This is a genomic window from Salmonella sp. SAL04162, from assembly GCF_046551535.1.
In the GTDB taxonomy this organism is placed as follows: Bacteria; Pseudomonadota; Gammaproteobacteria; order Enterobacterales; family Enterobacteriaceae; genus Salmonella; species Salmonella enterica.
Genome location: NZ_JBGDVX010000006.1, coordinates 110,025 through 133,700, shown reverse-complemented (window position 1 = coordinate 133,700; position 23,676 = coordinate 110,025). Strand labels below are relative to the sequence as shown.

19 protein-coding genes are annotated in these 23,676 nt (G+C 52.4%); 15 read left to right on the top strand and 4 right to left on the bottom strand.

Annotated elements, in window-relative coordinates; all coding sequences use genetic code 11:
- Window positions 1–133: 133 nt before the first annotated feature.
- The 3 genes from ACLJRH_RS13815 (at window position 134) to fumA (ending at window position 3,629) form a co-directional block, all read left to right on the top strand.
- Complete coding sequence (locus tag ACLJRH_RS13815; protein WP_001530565.1) at window positions 134–400, top strand: hypothetical protein; 267 nt, start codon at window positions 134–136, stop codon at window positions 398–400.
- Between the two features lie 146 nt (window positions 401–546).
- The gene (gene dcuB / locus ACLJRH_RS13810) at window positions 547–1,887 is read left to right on the top strand and encodes an anaerobic C4-dicarboxylate transporter DcuB (RefSeq protein ID WP_000899149.1); all 1,341 of its coding nucleotides are present in this window, start codon (window positions 547–549) and stop codon (window positions 1,885–1,887) included.
- A gap of 95 nt (window positions 1,888–1,982) precedes the next feature.
- Complete coding sequence (fumA, locus tag ACLJRH_RS13805) at window positions 1,983–3,629, top strand: class I fumarate hydratase FumA (protein WP_023137206.1); 1,647 nt, start codon at window positions 1,983–1,985, stop codon at window positions 3,627–3,629.
- A gap of 88 nt (window positions 3,630–3,717) precedes the next feature.
- Here fumA and melB read toward each other — a convergent pair whose 3' ends face one another.
- Both melB and melA read right to left on the bottom strand, forming a co-directional pair.
- A complete protein-coding gene (melB, locus tag ACLJRH_RS13800) occupies window positions 3,718–5,148 on the bottom strand; it encodes a melibiose:sodium transporter MelB (protein ID WP_000028070.1) in 1,431 nt (476 codons plus the stop codon).
- An 83-nt stretch (window positions 5,149–5,231) separates the two neighbouring features.
- Window positions 5,232–6,587: an alpha-galactosidase gene (gene melA, locus ACLJRH_RS13795; protein ID WP_001527488.1), complete on the bottom strand. Its 1,356-nt coding sequence runs from the start codon at window positions 6,585–6,587 to the stop codon at window positions 5,232–5,234.
- 268 nt (window positions 6,588–6,855) lie between these two features.
- On the opposite strand from melA, the gene melR reads away from it, so the two are divergent.
- From melR to pmrB, 7 genes are all read left to right on the top strand, one after another.
- Complete coding sequence (gene melR / locus ACLJRH_RS13790; protein WP_023137207.1) at window positions 6,856–7,788, top strand: transcriptional regulator MelR; 933 nt, start codon at window positions 6,856–6,858, stop codon at window positions 7,786–7,788.
- 232 nt (window positions 7,789–8,020) lie between these two features.
- On the top strand, window positions 8,021–10,288 hold the full coding sequence (gene adiA / locus ACLJRH_RS13785; protein WP_001542850.1) for an arginine decarboxylase: 2,268 nt from the start codon (window positions 8,021–8,023) through the stop codon (window positions 10,286–10,288).
- Between the two features lie 296 nt (window positions 10,289–10,584).
- Entirely contained in the window at window positions 10,585–11,346 is a 762-nt protein-coding gene (locus tag ACLJRH_RS13780; RefSeq protein ID WP_001217075.1) for an AraC family transcriptional regulator, read from the top strand.
- A gap of 139 nt (window positions 11,347–11,485) precedes the next feature.
- A complete protein-coding gene (adiC, locus tag ACLJRH_RS13775) occupies window positions 11,486–12,823 on the top strand; it encodes an arginine/agmatine antiporter (protein ID WP_000093130.1) in 1,338 nt (445 codons plus the stop codon).
- A gap of 133 nt (window positions 12,824–12,956) precedes the next feature.
- A complete protein-coding gene (gene eptA, locus ACLJRH_RS13770; RefSeq protein ID WP_000919290.1) occupies window positions 12,957–14,600 on the top strand; it encodes a phosphoethanolamine transferase EptA in 1,644 nt (547 codons plus the stop codon).
- Entirely contained in the window at window positions 14,597–15,265 is a 669-nt protein-coding gene (gene pmrA / locus ACLJRH_RS13765) for a two-component system response regulator PmrA (RefSeq protein ID WP_000697899.1), read from the top strand. Before eptA ends, pmrA begins: the two co-directional genes overlap by 4 nt.
- 9 nt (window positions 15,266–15,274) lie before the next feature.
- Window positions 15,275–16,345 (top strand): two-component system sensor histidine kinase PmrB, encoded by a 1,071-nt coding sequence (pmrB, locus tag ACLJRH_RS13760; RefSeq protein ID WP_001212189.1) that lies wholly within the window; start codon window positions 15,275–15,277, stop codon window positions 16,343–16,345.
- A 7-nt stretch (window positions 16,346–16,352) separates the two neighbouring features.
- Here the strand turns inward: pmrB and pmrR are convergent, their stop codons facing one another.
- Both pmrR and proP read right to left on the bottom strand, forming a co-directional pair.
- Window positions 16,353–16,442: an LpxT activity modulator PmrR gene (pmrR, locus tag ACLJRH_RS13755; RefSeq protein WP_000844399.1), complete on the bottom strand. Its 90-nt coding sequence runs from the start codon at window positions 16,440–16,442 to the stop codon at window positions 16,353–16,355.
- A 69-nt stretch (window positions 16,443–16,511) separates the two neighbouring features.
- A complete protein-coding gene (gene proP, locus ACLJRH_RS13750) occupies window positions 16,512–18,014 on the bottom strand; it encodes a glycine betaine/L-proline transporter ProP (RefSeq protein ID WP_001609660.1) in 1,503 nt (500 codons plus the stop codon).
- A gap of 467 nt (window positions 18,015–18,481) precedes the next feature.
- Here proP and ACLJRH_RS13745 point away from each other — a divergent pair, with 467 nt between their 5' ends.
- The 5 genes from ACLJRH_RS13745 to fdhF all read left to right on the top strand — a co-directional run bounded on the left by ACLJRH_RS13745 (window position 18,482) and on the right by fdhF (window position 23,645).
- Window positions 18,482–18,817, top strand: coding sequence for a zinc ribbon domain-containing protein YjdM (locus ACLJRH_RS13745; protein WP_000056482.1), 336 nt, complete (start codon window positions 18,482–18,484; stop codon window positions 18,815–18,817).
- A gap of 119 nt (window positions 18,818–18,936) precedes the next feature.
- A complete protein-coding gene (gene yjdN / locus ACLJRH_RS13740) occupies window positions 18,937–19,380 on the top strand; it encodes a VOC family metalloprotein YjdN (protein WP_001131301.1) in 444 nt (147 codons plus the stop codon).
- Between the two features lie 151 nt (window positions 19,381–19,531).
- Window positions 19,532–19,966, top strand: a complete 435-nt coding sequence (phnO, locus tag ACLJRH_RS13735) for an aminoalkylphosphonate N-acetyltransferase (RefSeq protein WP_001542849.1) — start codon at window positions 19,532–19,534, stop codon at window positions 19,964–19,966.
- Window positions 19,967–20,223: 257 nt separating this feature from the next.
- Window positions 20,224–21,132 (top strand): lipid A hydroxylase LpxO, encoded by a 909-nt coding sequence (gene lpxO / locus ACLJRH_RS13730; protein ID WP_000457029.1) that lies wholly within the window; start codon window positions 20,224–20,226, stop codon window positions 21,130–21,132.
- Window positions 21,133–21,497: 365 nt separating this feature from the next.
- Window positions 21,498–23,645, top strand: a complete 2,148-nt coding sequence (gene fdhF / locus ACLJRH_RS13725; RefSeq protein WP_077911185.1) for a formate dehydrogenase subunit alpha — start codon at window positions 21,498–21,500, stop codon at window positions 23,643–23,645.
- Window positions 23,646–23,676: the final 31 nt, after the last annotated feature.

Sequence of the window (23,676 nt, the reverse complement as noted above, 5' to 3'; positions counted from 1 at the left end):
AACGCTAACAAAAGTTAATTAAGTATTATCCCATGCCGAGAGTGTGTATTTTTATTAAAAAAGGGATTTGTCCGGAATTTTCCTGACACTTAAATAAAATTATGTTTGTAGCAATGGAGCTTGTGCTACGCCTATGGACAATACGTATATTGGTGAGCAGATACGCGTCTCCACACGCCATACTAATAATTTAAAAAAATGGCGTGACAATGATCACATAAGTCACATTCTGTTCGCTTTATCTCGTGATTTACCTGATGGCGAGACACAAAAATTAAAGAATAAACGCCTGTTTTTAAAACAGACAAATCATAATTTACTGCTCTCGCTGACTCCACCTGCCCATCGCCAGAGGGTACTCCCCTCTGAACATCACCATCGCAAGAAAATAATTACTTAAAGCAACTCTGTAAAAAGCTTAATCGTTAATCGTCGCCACTGGCGCATTGAATATTCGCCATTTCCTGATGCTCATTCACACAAATCAGAAGATGGCTGTGATCCATTTATCAAAATTGACTGGGTTTATCGCGAGGATAAATAAAAATGTTATTTAGTATACAGCTTCTCATAATATTAATATGTCTGTTTTATGGCGCCCGAAAGGGCGGCATCGCGCTCGGGTTGTTGGGCGGTATCGGTTTGGTCATTCTGGTGTTTGTTTTCCATCTCCAGCCAGGTAAACCGCCCGTTGACGTAATGCTGGTCATTATCGCGGTAGTCGCCGCGTCGGCAACGTTGCAGGCGTCAGGCGGGCTGGATGTGATGCTGCAGATTGCCGAAAAGCTGCTGCGTCGCAACCCCAAATACGTCTCTATTGTGGCGCCGTTCGTCACCTGTACCCTGACGATTCTGTGTGGGACAGGCCACGTGGTCTACACCATTTTGCCGATTATCTATGATGTGGCGATCAAGAATAATATCCGTCCGGAACGTCCAATGGCGGCCAGTTCTATCGGCGCGCAAATGGGCATCATCGCCAGTCCGGTTTCCGTCGCCGTTGTTTCTCTGGTAGCGATGCTGGGCAACGTGACATTTGACGGAAAACATCTGGAGTTCCTCGATCTGCTGTCGATCACCATCCCGTCTACCCTGCTCGGTATCCTGGCAATCGGTATTTTTAGTTGGTTCCGCGGTAAAGATTTGGATAAAGACGAAGCGTTTCAGAAATTTATCTCCGTACCGGAAAACCGTCAGTACGTGTACGGCGATACCGCGACGCTGCTGGATAAAAAACTGCCGAAAAGCAACTGGCTGGCGATGTGGATCTTCCTGGCGGCGATTGCCGTGGTCGCTCTCCTGGGCGCGGACTCCGACTTACGCCCAACCTTCGGCGGCAAACCGTTGTCGATGGTGCTGGTCATTCAGATGTTCATGCTGCTGACCGGGGCGCTCATTATCATTCTGACCAAAACCAATCCTGCGTCTATCTCAAAAAACGAAGTTTTTCGTTCCGGTATGATTGCGATTGTCGCGGTATACGGGATCGCCTGGATGGCGGAAACCATGTTCGGCGCGCATATGTCGGAAATTCAGGGCGTGCTGGGCGAAATGGTCAAAGAGTATCCGTGGGCCTACGCCATCGTTCTGCTGCTGGTCTCCAAGTTTGTTAACTCCCAGGCAGCGGCGCTGGCGGCGATTGTTCCCGTCGCGCTGGCTATCGGTGTCGATCCGGCGTATATCGTGGCCTCTGCGCCGGCATGTTATGGCTACTATATTCTGCCGACCTACCCAAGCGATCTGGCGGCGATTCAGTTTGACCGTTCCGGCACAACCCGTATTGGCCGCTTCGTCATTAACCACAGCTTCATTCTGCCGGGTTTGATTGGCGTGAGCGTCTCCTGCGTCTTTGGCTGGATCTTTGCCGCAATGTACGGATTCCTGTAATGGCCGCGCGCGCCGCCAAGTTATGCGCGGCGCGCGACTTAGAGTCTGGCCCATGAGGCTCTTAATACATTTTCTTACTATTAGGCTGGAAGCACATGTCGAAAAAAGAGTTTATCTATCAGGCGCCTTTCCCGATGGGAGAGGACAAAACAGAGTATTATCTGCTCACCTCCGATTATGTCAGCGTCAGTGAATTCAACGGAGAATCTATCCTCAACGTTGAGCCGCAGGCGTTAACGTTGCTGGCTCAGCAGGCCTTCCATGATGCGTCTTTTATGCTCCGTCCTGAACACCAGCAGCAAGTCGCCGCCATTCTCCATGACCCCGAAGCCAGCGAAAACGACAAATATGTGGCGTTGCAATTCCTGAGAAACTCCGAAATCGCCGCCAAAGGCATTCTGCCGACCTGCCAGGATACCGGCACGGCGATTATCGTGGGTAAAAAAGGCCAACGCGTCTGGACGGGCGGCGGCGATGAAGCCGCGCTCTCCAAAGGCGTGTTTAATACCTATATCGAAGATAACCTGCGCTACTCGCAGAACGCGCCGCTGGATATGTACAAAGAGGTCAATACCGGCAGCAACCTGCCAGCGCAAATCGATCTCTATGCCGTCGACGGCGACGAGTACAAGTTCCTTTGCGTGGCGAAAGGCGGCGGTTCAGCAAACAAAACGTATCTCTATCAGGAGACCAAAGCGCTGCTCACCCCAGGCAAGCTGAAAAACTTCCTCGTTGAGAAAATGCGCACGCTGGGCACCGCAGCCTGTCCGCCATACCATATCGCCTTTGTCATTGGCGGCACCTCGGCGGAAAGCACGCTGAAAACCGTTAAACTCGCCAGCACCCACTATTACGACGCGCTGCCGACGGAAGGTAACGAGCACGGCCAGGCATTCCGCGATCTCCACCTGGAACAGGAACTGCTGGAAGAAGCGCATAAACTTGGCCTCGGCGCCCAGTTCGGCGGGAAATATTTCGCCCACGATATTCGCGTAATTCGCCTGCCGCGTCACGGCGCTTCCTGTCCGGTGGGGATGGGCGTCTCCTGCTCGGCAGACCGTAACATCAAAGCGAAAATCAACCGCGAAGGCATCTGGATCGAAAAACTGGAACACAATCCGGGCCAGTATATTCCGCCAGCGCTGCGTCAGGCGGGCGAAGGCGACGCGGTGAAAGTCGATCTCAACCGTCCGATGAAAGAGATCCTCGCCCAGCTATCGCAGTACCCGGTCTCGACTCGCCTGTCGCTGACGGGCACCATTATCGTAGGTCGCGATATCGCCCACGCGAAGCTAAAAGAGCGTCTTGAATCCGGCGAAGACCTGCCGCAGTATATTAAAGACCACCCCATCTATTACGCAGGTCCGGCAAAAACCCCGGCAGGTTATCCATCTGGCTCATTAGGCCCCACCACCGCAGGCCGAATGGACTCTTATGTCGATCTACTGCAATCCCACGGCGGCAGTATGATCATGCTGGCGAAAGGCAACCGTAGTCAGCAGGTCACGGATGCCTGTAAAAAACACGGCGGCTTTTATTTGGGCAGTATCGGCGGCCCGGCGGCGGTTCTGGCACAGCAGAGCATTAAGCATCTGGAGTGCGTCGAGTATCCGGAACTCGGCATGGAAGCTATCTGGAAAATTGAAGTAGAAGATTTCCCGGCCTTTATCCTGGTGGATGACAAAGGCAACGATTTCTTCCAGCAGATTGTCAGCAAACAGTGCGCTAACTGCGCGAAATAACCTGGCAGGCCCGGCGTTCACCCGGGCCGCGTTATCGGTTAATTGCCGGATGGCGCTACGCTTATCCGGCCTGCACGAGAGACCATGCTCACGCTTTTACATCGCTGGTCGCTACCACAGAAATCGCCGGGCTATCCGGCTGTTCGACGAATGGCGGCGTTTTCCGGTATTTATCCAGCAGGTGGATCTGAATCTTGCGCAGCATATCGCCGTTCAAACGGTAGTAGCGGAAGTAGAGAACCAACGTCATCATGAAAAACAGTACCGGCAGGACAATCATAATAAACTGCATCCCCTGCAGGGTTTGCGCAGACTGCGCCACGTTCGGCGTGTAGCCAATCAGCCCCAGCACCAGAGCGATAAAGAACGCCGCAAACGCCGAGCCGCCCTTCACGACCATCGTCTGTACGGAATAAGCGATACTCTCGCAGCGAATATTGAGCTTAAATTCCCCATAATCGACCGTATCCGCCACCATGATCACCTGAAGCACCCAAAAGAGCGCGGTCCCGATATTCAGGAAAATACCCGCCGCCACGATTAAAGCGGCATTATGGACATCCGCCAACGCCATCGCGAAGAGCCCTGCGCAACTCAGAACGGGCATCACGGAGGCGCCCGCCCACAATATCCGCCGCGATAACATTTTCACCAGCCGGGGGAAGACAATCAGCGTCAGCAGATTCGCCGCGCCGGCGTAAGAAAGGTAATAGGGAAAAAGATCGGCATCGCCAATCACATAGGTGAAGTAGTAGATCGCAAAGCCATTGATAATATTGGAGGCAATGTTATACGCCAGCGCCATTCCCAACAGGCAAGAGAGCTGATCGTTTTTGTATATCAATCCAACGATCGTTTTTAACGTCAGATGTGGGCGGCCCGCCGTTACACCGTTGTCGGAGGAGTACACCTCATGTACGTTGCGTAATGTCACGATAGTCGAGGCGATAAAGAACGCAATCAGTACCAGCGTAAACATCTGAAAGCCGAACCCACGATCCGCTCCGCCAACGTAGTTCACAAACGGCAGCGTTATACCGGCAGTGACGAAGCCAGCCAGACTGGCGAAGAAACGCGGGAACGGCACCAGTTGTTCGCGTTCTCGCTTATCAAGCGTAATGGTCGGCACCAGCGACCAAAATGGGATATCCATAATGGTATACGTCATGCCCCACAGGATGTAGGTTACGCAGACAAATACAACCTGCGCGGTTCCCTCAAAAAGATGGGCGCTGAACAGCAGGAAAAGCACCAGCGAATTGGTTAAGGTGCCGATCAATATCCACGGCTTAAATTTCCCCCACCGCGAACGCGTGGCGTTGACAATCCATCCCATGATGGGATCGTTTATCGCATCCCAGATTCGCGCGACCAGAAAAAGGGTGCCGACGAGGCCGACCGAGAGTCCCACCACATCGGTGTAGTAATACATCAGGTACATATACACAATGCCGATGGCGAAATCCTTACCAAACGCACCGAACCCGTAACTCAGCTTTGTTGTCAGAGAGATGCTCATAGGGTACCGGGTCGCTGTTACCAGCGCCCGCCTTCTGTTAGTAGAGGTTAAACGCCGGATCTGCCGTCCAGCGCGGCTGGAGATTAACGGCGTAACCAGGCCGGAAGCCAGTCGCCATGCGCGGCGATCAGATCGTCAACCAACGCATAGATTTCTTCGATACCCAGCACCGCTGCGGTATGAGGGTCCATCATCGCCGCGTGATACACGCGATCGCGGTTTTCCGTGAGGATGGCTTCGGTCAACAGCGTTTGCACGTTGATGTTGGTCTGCATCATCGCCGCCAGATGAGAAGGGATCGTCCCCACCTTCGTCGGTTGAATGCCGTTGGCATCCACCAGACAAGCCACTTCCACGCAGCTTCCCTGCGGCAGGTTATCAATCAGCCCCTCATTACGCACATTGCCGTAAATCACGCTCGGCTCGCCGGTCCACAGAGCGTTCATAATGGTGCTGGCGTACTCGCGGGACGGTTTGATGTCGATACGCTCGGCGGTTTTATACTCCTCCAGCTCTTTATGCCAGTTCGCCAGTTGTTCTACGCAGCGTTTCGGATATTCATCCAGCGGCACCTTGTAGCGCGCAATCAGATCCTCGCGTCCCGGTTTAATAAACCACGGCGTGTACTCGGCAAAATGCTCTGATGACTCGGTGACGAAGTAGCCCAACTTTTTGAACATCTCGTAGCGCACAATGTTCTGGCAGCGTTCATTGCCGTGAATATTGGGCTTCGGCGCCTGTCCGGCGTCATAGGCCGCCAGCAATTCAGGATAGAGATCGACATAAGTCCCGTCAGCCGTTTTGCGCTCCAGTTCGAGGTAAAACGCCATGTGGTTAATGCCGGCGCAGCGGTAGCGCAGCGAGGCGGGATCGATATTCAGGTCGCGCGCCAGTTCTTCCGCCGTTCCCTGTACCGAATGGCACAGGCCGACCTGTTTGATATGCGGATAGCGGGCATACATAGCCCAGGTGTTCATCGCCATCGGGTTGACATAATTGAGCATGGTGGCCTTCGGACAGACTTCCGTCATGTCTTCGCAAATCCGCCACAGATGCGGGATGGTCCGCAGCGCGCGCATAATGCCGCCCGGCCCCAGCGTATCGGCGATCGTCTGTTCCAGGCCATGACGCTTACAAACCTCAAAATCGGTCACGGTGCAGGGTTCGTAGCCGCCAATCTGAAAGGCGACCACCACGAAATCCGCATCCTGTAGCGCCGCTTTCTGGTTGGTATGGCAGGTAATCCGGCCAGAAGCGCCCGCTGAGTCCATCAGTTTCCGTACCACAATGTGCGACTCTTCCAGCCGGGTTTCGTCAATATCCATCAGGGCGACATGCGCTGATTTTAGCGCCTCGCGGTGAAACACATCGCCGAGGATATTTTTGACGAAAATCGTAGAACCTGCGCCGATAAAGGTAATTTTGGGTGCCGTCATCATGACTCTCCAGAACAGTAGTGAACACCTTCATGGTGGCACGCGTTCCCGGTGAAAACCTCCGTCTTCCCCGATGAGCATTCCCGAAAACTCAGATCGTATGCTGACACGCGGGAGATCTGAGTTTTTGGGACAAAATGACGTAAAAAGCAGAGTATTCGGCCTGAAAGTCAGGCTACGCTCTACAATATCGACGGATTCTGTGTCCGGATTCCCGGTTTCCTCCCGGCTAAAGGGGCATAATTCTGATAATTCAGGAAATGGAGTGACGATGAGTACGCAAGCAATATCCCTCCTCCCGCCCGACCCGCACATGTGCAACGGCGATGAAAAGCAAACCCGTAGCCCGCTGTCGCTCTATTCCGAATATCAACGACTGGACGTTGAGCTGAGGCCACCGCACAGAATGGCCAGCAGTCACTGGCATGGGCAAGTAGAAGTGAATGTTCCGTTTGACGGCGATGTGGAGTATTTAATCAACAATGAAGTCGTGCAGATAAAGCAGGGACATATCACCCTGTTTTGGGCCTGTACGCCACACCAGCTTACCCGCCCCGGCAACTGCCGCCAGATGGCGATTTTCAGTTTGCCGATGCACCTGTTTCTCTCCTGGCCGCTGGATCGCGATCTTATCAACCACGTCACGCACGGGATGGTGGTTAAATCACTGGCGACCCAGCAGCTTAGCACCTTTGAAGTGTTGCGTTGGCAGCAGGAAACAAGCAGCCCGAATGAGCAAATTCGCCAGTTGGCGATCGATGAAATCGGCCTGATGCTTAAACGCTTTAGCCTTTCCGGCTGGCAGCCTATTTTGCTCAATAAAACATCACGCACCCACAAGAATAGCGTCTCACGCCATGCGCAGTTTTACGTAAGCCAGATGCTGGGATTTATTGCCGATAACTACGATCAGGCGCTCACCATTAACGACGTCGCGGAGCATGTCAAACTCAATGCTAATTACGCGATGGGAATATTCCAGCGGGTTATGCAATTGACGATGAAGCAGTACATCACGGCGATGCGCATCAATCACGTACGTGCCTTATTGAGCGATACTGACAAAACGATCCTCGATGTCGCTCTGACTGCCGGGTTCCAATCCAGCAGCCGTTTTTACAGTACTTTTAGCAAATTTGTCGGCATGTCTCCGCAACAATATCGCAAGCTAAGCCAGCAACGACGCCAGACGATGCCCGGCTAAAGCCGGATACCACTATCAGCCAAAAAAATAATTCACCTGTCGATAAACGGCAGGTGAAATCGCTCGATATCAATAATTAACCCATTGTTTATTAAACAATAATATCAATAACTGACCATTATTCCATCACTTTACACCCCCTATTTGACGGGGTAATACTTGCCCACGTCACATTCATACGGCGGGTCGGCAAGGCGTAAATTGCACGGCCTCCACAACCGGGTAAAAGATGATGAAAGTATTAATTGTTGAAAGTGAGTTTCTGCATCAGGACACCTGGGTTGGCAACGCGGTTGAGCGTCTGGCGGATGCCTTGAGCCAACAAAATGTTACCGTCATTAAATCGACATCCTTCGATGACGGCTATGCCATCTTGTCCGCGAACGAAGCCATTGACTGTCTGATGTTTAGCTACCAAATGGAACAACCGGATGAGCACCTGAGCGTCAGGCAATTGATCGGTAAGCTTCACGAGCGTCAGCAAAACGTGCCCGTTTTCCTGTTAGGCGACAGGGAAAAAGCGACGGCATCGCTGGACCGCGACCTGCTGGAGCTTGTCGATGAATTCGCCTGGATTCTGGAAGACACCGCTGACTTTATCGCCGGACGCGCTGTTGCCGCCATGACCCGGTATCGCCAGCAACTGTTACCGCCGCTGTTTAACGCGTTGATGAAATACAGCGACATTCATGAATATTCATGGGCGGCGCCGGGACACCAGGGCGGCGTCGGTTTCACTAAAACGCCTGCCGGTCGCTTTTATCACGATTATTATGGCGAAAACCTGTTCCGCAGCGATATGGGGATTGAGCGTACCACGCTCGGTTCACTCCTCGACCATACCGGCGCGTTTGGCGAAAGCGAGAAAAACGCCGCCCGCGTATTCGGTGCTGACCGCTCCTGGTCCGTGGTTGTCGGGACCTCCGGTTCTAACCGTACTATTATGCAGGCCTGTATGACGGATAATGATGTCGTTGTACTGGATCGTAACTGCCATAAATCCATCGAGCAGGGGCTGATCCTCACTGGGGCCAAACCGGTATATATGGTGCCAAGCCGTAACCGTTACGGCATTATCGGGCCAATCTACCCGCAGGAAATGCAGCCTGAAACCTTGCAGAAAAAAATCAGCGCCAGCCCGCTGACCAAAACCAAAGCCGGACAGAAACCGTCTTACAGCGTGGTGACCAACTGTACCTATGACGGCGTATGCTATAACGCCAAAGAGGCGCAGGATCTGCTGGCAAAAACCAGCGATCGCATTCACTTCGACGAAGCATGGTACGGCTATGCGCGCTTCAACCCGATTTATTGCGATCACTACGCGATGCGCGGCGAGCCAGGCGACCATAACGGTCCGACCGTGTTTGCCACCCACTCCACGCACAAACTACTGAATGCGCTTTCACAAGCTTCCTACATTCACGTCCGTGAAGGCCGTGGCGCGGTGAATTTCTCCCGCTTCAACCAGGCATATATGATGCATGCCACCACCTCTCCGTTATATGCCATCTGCGCATCCAACGATGTGGCGGTATCGATGATGGACGGTAACAGCGGCCTGTCCCTGACTCAAGAGGTGATTGACGAAGCGGTTGATTTCCGTCAGGCGATGGCGCGTCTTTATAAAGAGTTTACCGATGAAGGCGACTGGTTCTTTAAACCGTGGAATAAAGACGTCGTCACCGATCCACAAACCGGTAAAACGTATGACTTCGCCGACGCGCCGGCAAAACTGCTGGCAACCGACCAGAACTGCTGGGTCATGCGCCCCGGAGAAACCTGGCACGGCTTTAAAGACCTGCCGGATAACTGGAGTATGCTGGACCCGATTAAAGTCAGTATTCTGGCGCCGGGTATGGGCGACGATGGCGAACTGGAAGCATCCGGCGTACCTGCTGCGCTGGTCACAGCATGGCTTGGCCGCCACGGTATCGTGCCGACCCGCACCACCGACTTTCAGATTATGTTCCTGTTCTCCATGGGGGTCACTCGCGGGAAATGGGGAACGCTGATCAACACGCTGTGTTCCTTCAAACATCATTACGACGCGAATACGCCGCTGGCGCAGGTGATGCCGGAACTGGTGCAGGATTATCCTGACACTTACGCGAACATGGGTATTCATGACCTGGGCGATAAAATGTTTGCCTGGCTACGTGAAAATAACCCGGGCGCCCGTCTCAACGCCGCCTATTCCACCCTGCCGGTTGCGGAGATTACCCCGCGCGACGCCTACAACGCGATTGTGAACAACAATATTGAAATGGTGGCGATTGAAAATCTACCGGGTCGCATCGCGGCGAACTCCGTTATTCCTTACCCGCCAGGAATCCCGATGCTGCTCTCCGGCGAAAACTTTGGCGATGAAAACAGTCCGCAGGTGGGTTACTTACGCTCACTGCAATCCTGGGATCATCACTTCCCTGGCTTTGAGCATGAAACCGAAGGCACGGAAATTATTGATGGCGTATATCACGTTATGTGCGTGAAAGCCTAATCACAAAGAGTCTTTTTTTGAGGATGGCATGTATTCCCTGAGTATTGCTGCAAAACAATAATACTGTCATACCTTTTTGCGCGGGCCCCATCCCGCGCTTTTTTTATACAAAAATGACAAGTTGCCACTCGCGTACAACTTTTTGTACACCCTAAATCATCGTACAAATATTGTAATATTATTCAGGAAAGTTATTTTAGTGCAGTTTCAATTCATCACACAATTGACTCAGTCCCCGTTATCTCTCCCGTTTGGCGAGATCCGGTATTTTATGTTCATATTCCAGGAGTTCGGGTATGAGGATTTGCAGCAACGAACCTTGCATAGTGTTATTAACCGAAAAAGATACATGGTTACGAGTAAATGGTAAGGAGCCAATCAGTTTAAAAGCGAATCATATGGCCATTCTGGCTTGTGAAAATAACGTTATTGACATTTCATCATTAAATAGCGTGCTAGTAATACAAGTGAGTCGCAATAATATTAAAGACTATTTACAATTCCTGAATAAAGATCTCTCACACCTTCCCGTCTGGCAACGCAACGCCGATCCCTTATTGACCGCCAACTGTCTGACGCCGGATATCTTCAGGGTCGCTGCCCGCTACAGCGCGATGGAAACACCGGATGAAATTGTTAGTGAACGTACCCGTGCGCTCCTTTTCACCGTTTTATCCCGCTTTCTTGACCACAAAAAATTTATTTCTTTGTTAATGCACATGCTGCGCAGCCGCATCAGTGACAGCGTTTACCACATCATTCAGAGCGATATTCATAAAGACTGGAATCTGAGCGCCGTTGCCAGTTGCCTGTGCCTGAGTCCAAGCTTGTTAAAGAAAAAGCTCAAAAACGAGAATACCAGTTATAGCCAAATAATCACGACCTGCCGAATGCGTTATGCCGTAAACCAATTATTAATGGACGGAAAGAATATCTCTCAAGTCTCACAGCTGTGTGGGTATAACAGCACATCGTACTTTATTTCCGTGTTTAAAGAGTTTTATGGTATGACCCCCCTGCATTATGTTAGCCAACATCGGGAACGATCGGCTGCCTAATTTTTCTACACTCAACGATAAGACACGATAATAACAGCATTGGCGATAACCCGTCTCCGACATAATTCAGCGGCATTCTGAGGGGGTATGATACGACGTAATTTATCGTAACGAAGTCACCTTTTCAGGAGTCCAAATTATGTCTTCGGATGCTGATGCTCACAAAGTGGGCCTAATCCCCGTCACCTTAATGGTATCGGGGAATATTATGGGTTCAGGGGTATTCTTACTCCCTGCCAACCTGGCGGCCACTGGCGGGATTGCAATCTACGGATGGCTGGTCACTATCATCGGCGCCCTGGCGCTGTCGATGGTTTATGCCAAAATGTCGTCCTTAGATCCCAGTCCCGGCGGTTCTTATGCCTACGCACGCCGCTGCTTCGGGCCGTTTTTGGGCTATCAAACGAACGTGCTGTACTGGCTGGCATGCTGGATCGGTAATATCGCGATGGTCGTTATCGGCGTCGGCTATCTGAGCTATTTCTTCCCGATTCTGAAAGATCCGCTGGTATTAACGCTTACCTGCGTCGCGGTGCTGTGGATTTTTGTTCTGCTGAACATCGTCGGGCCGAAAATGATTACCCGCGTACAGGCCGTCGCCACCGTACTGGCGCTGGTGCCTATCGTAGGGATTGCGGTCTTCGGCTGGTTCTGGTTTAAAGGCGAAACCTATATGGCGGCCTGGAACGTGAGCGGCATGAATACCTTCGGCGCGATTCAAAGCACGTTGAACGTTACGCTGTGGTCATTCATCGGGGTAGAAAGCGCCTCCGTTGCGGCCGGTGTGGTCAAAAACCCGAAACGCAACGTGCCTATCGCCACCATCGGCGGGGTACTGATCGCCGCCGTCTGCTATGTACTCTCCACAACGGCGATTATGGGGATGATCCCCAACGCGGCGCTGCGTGTGTCGGCATCGCCTTTCGGTGACGCGGCGCGTATGGCGCTGGGCGATACCGCAGGGGCTATTGTTTCCTTCTGTGCGGCAGCAGGTTGCCTGGGCTCTCTCGGCGGCTGGACGCTGCTTGCCGGCCAAACCGCAAAAGCGGCGGCGGACGATGGTCTCTTCCCGCCAATCTTCGCGCGGGTTAATAAAGCCGGTACGCCAGTAGCTGGGTTGCTTATCGTCGGCGTGCTGATGACTATCTTCCAGTTCAGCAGTATGTCGCCGAACGCCGCGAAAGAGTTTGGTCTGGTCTCCTCCGTGTCGGTTATCTTCACCCTGGTGCCTTATCTTTACACCTGTGCCGCGCTGTTGCTGTTGGGCCACGGTCACTTTGGTAAAGCGCGCCCGCTGTATCTGCTGATTACCTTCGTCGCGTTTGTGTATTGCATCTGGGCGGTCATCGGTTCCGGCGCCAAAGAAGTGATGTGGTCGTTCGTCACGTTGATGGTGATCACCGCGCTGTATGCGTTGAACTACAACCGCATTCACAAAAACCCGTATCCGCTGGATGCGCCGGTTAAACAGGATTGACCACGTGTAGTTAATGTTATCGCAACAGGCCGGGTAGCGCAGGTTATCCGGCCACCACCAACATTAAGTTCTTAAGGTTCACTTAATTTTACTTTGTCACGATTAGCGTCACCGAATCGATGGACGCATCAACATGTTAAAGCGCTTTCTTAAAAGACCTGTTCTTGGGCAAATCGCCTGGCTTCTGCTTTTTTCCTTTTATATTGCCGTCTGCCTGAACATTGCGTTCTACAAGCAGGTACTACAAGACCTACCGTTAAACTCGCTGCGCAATGTGCTGGTGTTTATTTCCATGCCGGTCGTCGCGTTTAGCGTGGTCAATAGTGTGCTGACGCTGGCCTCATTTATTTGGCTAAACCGACTGCTGGCCTGCGTTTTTATTCTGGTCGGCGCTGCCGCGCAGTATTTTATTTTGACTTACGGCATCATCATCGATCGCTCCATGATCGCCAATATGATGGATACCACGCCCGCGGAAACCTTTGCGCTGATGACGCCGCAAATGGTGCTGACGCTGGGATTAAGCGGCGTTCTGGCAGCCGTGATTGCCTTCTGGGTCAAAATCCGCCCGGCGACGCCGCGCTTACGTAGCGGGCTTTACCGCCTGGCCAGCGTCCTGATCTCTATTTTATTAGTTATTCTGGTCGCCGCCTTTTTCTATAAAGATTACGCCTCGCTATTTCGAAATAATAAACAGTTGATCAAAGCGTTAAGCCCATCGAACAGTATTGTCGCCAGTTGGTCATGGTATTCGCATCAACGGCTGGCGAATTTGCCGCTGGTACGCATTGGCGAGGATGCCCATCGCAATCCATTAATGCTGAAAGGTGATCGCAAAAACCTGACGATTCTTATCGTTGGCGAAACCTCGCGCGGCGATGATTTCTCTCTTGGCGGCTATCCGCGCGACACCAATCCGCGGCTGGCGAAAGACGATGTAATCTATTTCCCGCATACCACCTCTTGCGGTACGGCGACCGCGATCTCCGTTCCCTGCATGTTTTCTGATATGCCGCGCAAACATTATGACGAAGAGCTGGCGCATCACCAGGAAGGGCTGCTGGATATTATCCAGCGCGCGGGGATTAACGTACTGTGGAATGATAATGACGGCGGCTGTAAAGGCGCATGCGATCGCGTTCCGCATCAAAATGTCACCGAGCTAAACCTGCCCGGACAATGTATCGACGGCGAGTGCTACGATGAGGTGTTATTTCACGGTCTGGAAGACTATATCGACCATTTGAAAGGCGATGGCGTTATTGTACTGCATACCATCGGCAGCCACGGCCCAACCTATTACAACCGTTATCCACCGCAGTTTAAAAAATTTACCCCAACCTGTGACACTAACGAAATTCAGAACTGTTCCCAACAGCAGTTGATCAACACCTATGATAATACCGTGCTGTACGTGGACTATATTGTAGATAAAGCCATTAATCTGCTGAAATCTCATCAGGATAAATTCACAACCAGCCTGGTCTATCTTTCCGATCACGGCGAATCATTGGGTGAAAATGGCGTTTATTTACACGGTCTGCCGTATTCTATTGCGCCGGATACGCAAAAACATGTCCCGATGCTCATTTGGCTTTCTAAAGATTATCAACAGCGTTATCAGGTGGATCAGGCCTGCCTGCAAAAACGGGCGAGCACGCTGGATTATTCACAGGACAATCTTTTCTCAACCATGCTGGGATTAACCGGCGTACAAACGACGTATTACCAGGCCGCAGATGATATTCTGCAACCGTGCAGGAGACTAAGCGAATGAAGATACTGATTGTTGAAGACGACACGCTATTATTACAGGGGTTAATACTCGCCGCGCAAACCGAAGGCTATGCGTGTGATGGCGTTTCGACAGCGCGTGCCGCCGAGCATAGTCTGGAGTCTGGTCATTACAGTCTGATGGTGCTGGATTTAGGGCTTCCCGATGAGGATGGCCTGCATTTCCTGACGCGAATCCGACAGAAAAAATATACCCTCCCGGTACTCATTCTGACCGCCCGCGATACGCTCAATGACCGCATTACCGGGCTGGATGTCGGCGCAGATGATTATCTGGTAAAACCCTTCGCCCTGGAGGAATTGCACGCCCGCATCCGCGCGCTGCTGCGCCGCCATAATAATCAGGGTGAAAGTGAACTGACGGTTGGCAATCTGACGCTCAATATAGGTCGCCATCAGGCATGGAGGGATGGACAGGAACTGACCCTGACGCCTAAGGAGTACGCGCTGCTCTCACGGTTGATGCTCAAGGCAGGCAGTCCGGTGCACCGGGAAATTCTTTATAACGATATCTACAACTGGGATAACGAACCCTCGACCAACACTCTGGAAGTGCATATACATAATTTGCGCGACAAAGTCGGCAAGTCGCGCATTCGCACGGTTCGCGGGTTTGGCTACATGCTGGTTGCCACTGAGGAAAGCTAAGTGAGCCTGATGCGTTTTCAGCGAAGAGCGATGACCCTTCGCCAGCGTTTAATGCTGACAATTGGTCTTATTCTGCTGGTGTTCCAGTTAATCAGTACCTTCTGGTTATGGCATGAAAGCACTGAGCAAATTCAATTGTTCGAGCAGGCGCTGCGGGATAATCGCAACAACGATCGCCATATCATGCACGAAATTCGCGAGGCGGTCGCCAGCCTGATCGTCCCCGGCGTATTTATGGTTAGCCTGACGCTGCTAATTTGTTACCAGGCGGTACGGCGTATTACCCGTCCGCTCGCCGAACTGCAAAAAGAGCTGGAAGCACGGACGGCGGATAATCTGGCGCCGATCGCCATTCACAGCTCCACGCTTGAGATTGAGTCCGTCGTCTCGGCGATCAATCAACTGGTTACGCGTTTGACCACCACGCTCGACAATGAACGCCTTTTTACCGCCGATGTGGCGCATGAGCTACGCACGCCGCTGTCGGGGGTGCGTTTGCATCTGGAATTATTGTCAAAAACCCACAATGTTGATGTCGCGCCGCTTATCGCCCGTCTTGACCAGATGATGGATAGCGTCTCCCAGCTTCTGCAACTGGCGCGCGTGGGCCAGTCATTCTCTTCCGGGAATTATCAGGAAGTAAAACTGCTGGAAGATGTGATCCTCCCCTCCTACGATGAGCTGAACACCATGCTGGAAACGCGTCAGCAAACTCTGTTGCTGCCGGAAAGCGCGGCGGACGTGGTGGTGCGCGGTGACGCGACGTTACTGCGTATGCTGCTGCGAAATCTGGTGGAAAACGCGCATCGCTATAGCCCTGAAGGAACCCATATCACTATCCACATTAGCGCCGACCCCGACGCTATTATGGCGGTCGAAGACGAGGGGCCGGGTATTGATGAAAGCAAATGCGGGAAGCTAAGCGAAGCGTTCGTGCGGATGGACAGCCGTTATGGCGGAATTGGCCTGGGGCTGAGTATCGTCAGCCGCATCACCCAGCTACATCAGGGACAGTTTTTCCTGCAAAACCGTACAGAAAGAACAGGCACCCGTGCCTGGGTGCTGTTGAAAAAGGCATAACAGGCGTTTAATACGTCGTGACCCACACATAGATAAAACTGCTGACAATCAGCACACTACACAGGGTCGTCAAACTTTTATAAATATAGCTTTTCATGACGCTCTCCTCCAAAGATATGGAGGAGAGTATGCCCGCGAGAGATTAAGCGAACCTTAAGCGCGAAATTTATTCATCGATGCGCGGATGTTGCTGTACCAGACGCGAACGCTTGACCTGCAGCTCCGCGATTTCCTGATCGATGTCGTCGATTTTCTGCTCAATATTATCGTAATGCTCGCCCAGAATTTCCTTCGCTTCCTGGATGTCCGACGCCGCTGGCGTTGCGCCTTTTAGCGGACGATTGGCCGTCTCTTTCATGGAAATACCGGTAACCAAGCCTATCACCGCGATGACCATCAAATAATACGCCGGCATCATCAGATCCTGCGAGCTTTCCACCAGCCAGGCCGCCAGCGTTGGCGTCAGACCGGCAATCAATACAGAGATATTAAAAGCCGCCGCCAGCGCGCTGTAACGAATATGCGTCGGAAACATCGCCGGCAATGTCGAGGCCATCACCCCGGTAAAGCAGTTCAGAATCACCGCCAGCATCAACAAACCGGCAAAAATCAGGCCAATAACGTTACTGTTAATCAGGATAAAGGCCGGGATCGCCAGCGCGAACAGCGCAATGCTGCCCATAATCACAAACGGACGACGACCGAAACGGTCGCTCAGCAGCCCCATCACCGGCTGCACAAACAGCATCCCGATCATAATGGCGATGATAATCAACACGCCGTGATCTTCAGAATAGTGCAGGTTATGCGACAGGTAGCTCGGCATGTAGGTGAGCAGCATGTAGTAGGTCACGTTGGTGGCAATCACCAGACCGATACATGACAACAGGCTCCGCCAGTGTTTGGTGGCAATCTCTTTAAAGGAGACTTTCGGCCCATCCTGCAACCCTTCGCGGTCGCCCTGCTCCAGTTTATCCACGTGCTGCTGAAACGCTGGCGTCTCCTCCAGCGCATGGCGTAAGTAGAGACCAATAATTCCCAATGGCAGGGCGATAAAGAACGGAATACGCCAGCCCCACTCCAGGAAATTCTCCTCGCCGACAATCGTTGAGATTAAGACCACCACGCCCGCGCCCAGCACGAATCCGGCGATGGAACCAAAATCCAGCCAGCTTCCCATAAATCCGCGTTTACGATCCGGCGAATATTCCGCGACAAAGATCGACGCGCCGGTATATTCCCCGCCAACCGAGAAGCCCTGCGCCATTTTACATATTAACAACAGTATTGGCGCCCAGATACCGATCGTCGCGTAAGAGGGGATTAACCCGATACAGAAGGTACTGATCGACATAATCACAATCGTGATCGCCAGGATCTTCTGGCGCCCGTATTTATCGCCGAGCATACCAAAGAATAACCCGCCGAGCGGACGAATCAGGAAGGGAACGGAAAACGTGGCCAGCGCGGCAATCATCTGGACGCTGGGATCGGCGCCGGGGAAAAAGACTTTACCCAACGCGTAGGCAACAAATCCATAAACACCAAAATCAAACCACTCCATCGCGTTGCCCAGCGAGGCGGCGGTAATCGCTTTGCGAAGTTTACCGTCATCAATGATGGTCACATCGCCCAGTGTAATCGGTTTTATTTTTTTCCTTTTCAGCATAGCTGTCCTCATAGGCTAAGCCCTGTAGCGCTATATACGGCGGGCACTGGCATACCGCGCCAGCGTCGCCGTCGAGCGGAAGGAGGGGCGCGAACGCTATCCCTCATACAAGCGTAGCAGGTTTACTTACACTGTCCGGTTACGGACTGTACAACCGAACCTGTTGACGCCTGAATGGGCAGTTAATGACCTTTTTACCCTAACAGGGTTTAAATATGTGATCAACTTCACACATATATGTCAATTCGGTCAAAAGGTGTAAATAAGGACGCCCTAATGCGCTGTGGTGACAGTAAAAAAGCGGTTATTCGAGTGTAAACCATTGCTGACTGGCGTGGCGCAGACCCATTTATAAAAGCGGCAATAGTCCCGACAACGCTAAGGATTTTGTGTATAATTGCGGCCTTTTTCGGCGATCTGCCATTTTTGGGCGCGTTTGCCCCCGCTGACTTTTTGAGGATACCAACATGTCATTACCCCACTGCCCGCAATGTAACTCCGAATATACCTACGAAGATAACGGCATGTTCATCTGCCCGGAATGCGCTCACGAATGGAACGATGCGGAACCCGCTCAGGAGAGCGATGAGCTGATTGTCAAAGACGCCAACGGCAACCTGCTGGCGGACGGCGATAGCGTCACCATCGTGAAAGATCTGAAAGTAAAAGGCAGCTCTTCCATGCTGAAAATCGGCACCAAAGTGAAGAATATTCGTCTGGTTGAAGGCGACCATAACATCGACTGCAAAATCGATGGTTTTGGCCCGATGAAACTGAAATCCGAGTTCGTGAAAAAGAACTGATTTACCGTGTCATTGCCCGGTAGCGCCTCGCTTACCGGGCCTGAGCGGCCCTGCCACCGACAATATTGTGCCAATTTCGAACTACACTTAACGAGCATCTCTTACCTGAGGTAACCATCATGCCGTTAAGTCCCTATCTCTCTTTTGCCGGCAACTGTGCCGACGCCATCGCGTATTATCAACAAACGTTAGGCGCAGAACTGCTTTATAAACTCAGCTTCGGTGAAATGCCCCCCTCGGCGGCGGATAACGAAGAGGGCTGCCCGTCAGGAATGCGCTTTCCCGATACTGCTATCGCCCACGCCAACATGCGCATTGCCGGCAGCGATATCATGATGAGTGATGCCAGCGCGTCGGGAACGGCGCATTATTCCGGCTTTACGCTGGTGCTTGATACCCAGGATGTAGCAGAAGGGAAGCGCTGGTTTGATAACCTTGCCGCACAAGGGCAAATCGAAATGGACTGGCAGGAGACCTTCTGGGCGCAGGGGTTCGGCAAGGTCAGCGATCGTTTCGGTGTGCCGTGGATGATTAACGTGGTTAAACATCAGCCTGCCACCTAACTCCCCGGGAGGCTCGCCCTCCCCCTTGCCATCAGAGTGATCTTTGGCTGCACGTTATCCGCCGTTTAACTGCCATAGAATAAATAATGACGGTAGTTTGTTACAGTCTGGCGAAAGATGGTTGATCCTGATGAAGCATCGGGAGGACATTATGTCAGTCTGTGAATTACGCCACGCGACAACAGAGGATACCGATTCTGTTTACGCGCTTATCTGTGAGTTACTTAAAGATGAGCTTGATTATCAGGCTTTCAGGGATGGGTTCGCCGCTAATTTACTGGACCCCAACGTTCATTATCGTTTAGCGCTGCGCAACGGAGAGGTAGTCGGCATGATCAGCCTGCATATGCAGTTTCATCTCCATCATGCCAACTGGATTGGCGAAATTCAGGAGCTGGTGGTATTACCGCAGATGCGGGGACAAAAAGTTGGCAGTCAGCTTCTGGCCTGGGCAGAAGAAGAAGCACGTCAGGCGGGCGCCGAGCTAACGGAGCTTTCCACAAATATTAAACGCCGCGATGCACACCGTTTTTATCTTCGCGAAGGTTACAAGCAAAGTCATTTTCGGTTTACGAAAGCATTGTGATCTGGCAGCCGTCATCGGGAGATAAGACATAACGTAATCAACCGTCACCGGGTGAAGTAGCGGAGCCATCTTAATTCTACTGTCGGCAAGCCTGGATAAAGGTTAAACGAGCTGACTCGCTTCTTTAACAAAAATGGCCCTTTTAAGTTGTAGAAATGTAAACTTATTGTCAACGAACTACACTATTCTCTTTGGCATCACCGGGAGGGTTGCCTGAAAATCCCGGGATGAGGTTTTCTTAGAAGGACAGTGACGTTATGTTCGCAGCAATCATTATCGGTATTTTTATTATCAGCGTCATTTATGCGCATTCACGCGGGGTGGAAAAACAAAAGCTTTCCCGTCAGCTCTTTGACCACTCGACGTTTATGGCGCCGATCAATATGTTCATGACTCGCTTCTCAACGTTACCGGCAAAGCAGCCGTACTTTGATACCACGGCATTTCCAGAGCTGCAGAAGCTGACGGAAAACTGGCAGGTGATTCGTGAAGAGGCGCTACGGCTTCAGCATCACATAAAAGCCGCGCAGGCCAATAACGACGCCGGATTCAACACCTTTTTCAAGCGCGGCTGGAAACGGTTTTACCTTAAATGGTATTCCGATGCCCACCCGTCGGCGGAAACGTTATGCCCGATAACGACAAAGCTGGTCAACAGCATCCCCTCTATCAAAGCGGCGATGTTCGCCGAGTTGCCTCCCGGGGCCTATCTGGGAAAACATCGCGACCCCTATGCCGGTTCAGTACGTTACCACCTTGGATTAAGCACACCGAATGACGACCGCTGTTTTATTGAAGTTGATCGACAGCGCCATAGCTGGCGCGACGGCGAAGCCGTCATCTTCGACGAAACCTACGTTCATTGGGCGGAAAATAAAACTGAGCAGACACGTATTATCCTCTTTTGCGATATTGAGCGCCCAATGAAATGGCGCTGGGCGCAGAGCGTAAACCACTGGGTCGGCGCATCGTTGATGTCCGCCGCCAGTTCGCCAAACGACGAGAACGATCGCACCGGTGCGATTAATCGCATCTTTAAATACGTTCACGCAGCACGCGATGCCGGGCAACGGCTGAAAAAGAAAAACCGCACTCTCTATTACGCGCTGAAATATCTCGTTATTGCCGCTATTTTTGCCGCGATAATCCTTTTCAGCCTCCTCTGAAGCCGGGCCGCGGTATGGAACTGCCTGCCGCGGCCCGTTCTATCCTGGCGTTAGTCTCAACGCGTTCCCTGGCCTTGAGTCTATCCATCCGGACAATTTATTAAAAACCCCCACTTCAGGCAGAGCAGATTGCCGGATGGCGGCTCCGCCCTATCTGGCCTGCGCTCAGCGTTTCTCCCCATAATAAATGTCATGCGGCATTTTCTTTCGACACGTCAAAACTGACGATAGCCTGTTTTTCGTCAGGGTTTTGAACAAAATTCGCCCGTAATATCAGGGAAAGCCCATACTAAAAAAGTGGCATAAAACATGCATACTGAGGGCGACAGCGCGTATGCGCGATTTGATTAACTGGAGCGAAACCGATGAAAAAAGTCGTCACGGTTTGCCCGTATTGCGCATCAGGTTGCAAAATCAATCTGGTGGTCGATAACGGCAAAATCGTCCGGGCTGAGGCGGCGCAGGGGAAAACCAACCAGGGTACCCTGTGTCTGAAGGGCTACTACGGCTGGGATTTTATTAATGATACCCAGATCCTGACCCCGCGCCTGAAAACCCCAATGATCCGTCGCCAGCGTGGCGGCAAACTGGAATCTGTTTCCTGGGATGAAGCGCTCAATTACGTCGCTGAACGTTTGAGCGCCATCAAAGCGAAGTACGGTCCGGATGCAATCCAGACAACCGGCTCCTCTCGCGGTACCGGAAATGAAACCAACTATGTAATGCAAAAATTCGCACGCGCCGTTATTGGTACCAATAACGTTGACTGCTGCGCTCGCGTCTGACACGGCCCATCGGTTGCAGGTCTGCACCAATCGGTCGGTAACGGCGCAATGAGTAATGCGATTAACGAAATTGATAACACTGATTTAGTGTTCGTCTTCGGGTATAACCCGGCGGATTCCCACCCTATCGTGGCGAATCATGTGATTAACGCTAAACGCAACGGGGCGAAAATTATCGTCTGCGATCCGCGCAAAATTGAAACCGCGCGCATTGCCGACATGCATATCGCGTTGAAAAACGGCTCGAATATCGCGCTGCTCAATGCAATGGGTCATGTCATTATTGAAGAAAACCTGTACGACAAAGCGTTTGTCGCCAGCCGTACCGAAGGTTTTGAAGAGTACAGTAAGATTGTCGAAGGCTATACGCCGGAGTCCGTCGAAGAGATCACTGGCGTGAGCGCACAGGAGATTCATCAGGCGGCGCGGATGTATGCCAGCGCGAAAAGCGCAGCGATCTTGTGGGGTATGGGCGTCACCCAGTTCTATCAGGGTGTGGAAACCGTGCGTTCACTGACCAGCCTCGCGATGCTGACCGGCAACCTCGGCAAGCCAAGCGCGGGCGTTAACCCGGTTCGCGGCCAGAACAACGTTCAGGGTGCGTGCGATATGGGCGCGCTGCCGGATACTTATCCGGGCTACCAGTACGTTAAGTTCCCGGAAAACCGCGAGAAGTTCGCTAAAGCCTGGGGCGTAGAAAGTCTGCCTGCGCATACCGGCTATCGCATCAGCGAGCTGCCGCACCGTGCGGCGCATGGCGAAGTGCGCGCGGCGTACATTATGGGTGAAGATCCGCTGCAAACCGATGCGGAACTCTCTGCAGTACGTAAAGCGTTTGAGGATCTGGAACTGGTCATCGTGCAGGATATCTTCATGACCAAAACCGCGTCGGCGGCGGATGTGATTTTACCCTCCACCTCGTGGGGCGAGCATGAAGGCGTCTTCTCTGCGGCTGACCGTGGTTTCCAGCGTTTCTTTAAAGCCGTTGAGCCGAAGTGGGACCTGAAAACCGACTGGCAGATTATCAGTGAAATCGCCACCCGGATGGGCTATCCGATGCACTACAACAACACCCAGGAGATCTGGGATGAGTTGCGTCATCTGTGCCCGGATTTCTACGGCGCCACTTACGAGAAAATGGGCGAGCTGGGCTATATCCAGTGGCCGTGCCGCGACACGTCGGATGCCGATCAGGGAACCTCGTACCTCTTTAAAGAGAAGTTCGATACCCCCAACGGTCTGGCGCAGTTCTTCACCTGCGACTGGGTAGCGCCTATCGATAAACTCACCGAAGAGTACCCGATGGTACTGTCGACGGTGCGCGAAGTCGGCCACTACTCCTGCCGCTCAATGACCGGTAACTGTGCGGCGCTGGCCGCGCTGGCCGATGAACCGGGCTATGCGCAAATCAATACCGCCGACGCCGCGCGTCTGGGCATTGAAGATGAAGCGCTGGTGTGGGTTCATTCGCGCAAAGGCAAAATCATCACCCGCGCGCAGGTCAGCGATCGCCCGAACAAAGGGGCGATTTACATGACCTACCAGTGGTGGATTGGCGCCTGTAACGAGCTGGTGACTGAAAACCTCAGCCCGATTACCAAAACGCCGGAGTACAAATACTGCGCCGTACGCGTTGAGCCGATCGCCGATCAGCGAGCCGCCGAGCAGTATGTGATTGATGAGTACAACAAACTGAAAACCCGCCTGCGCGAAAGCGCAATGGGTTGATCTGCCGGATGGCGGCATCAGAATGCTTTAT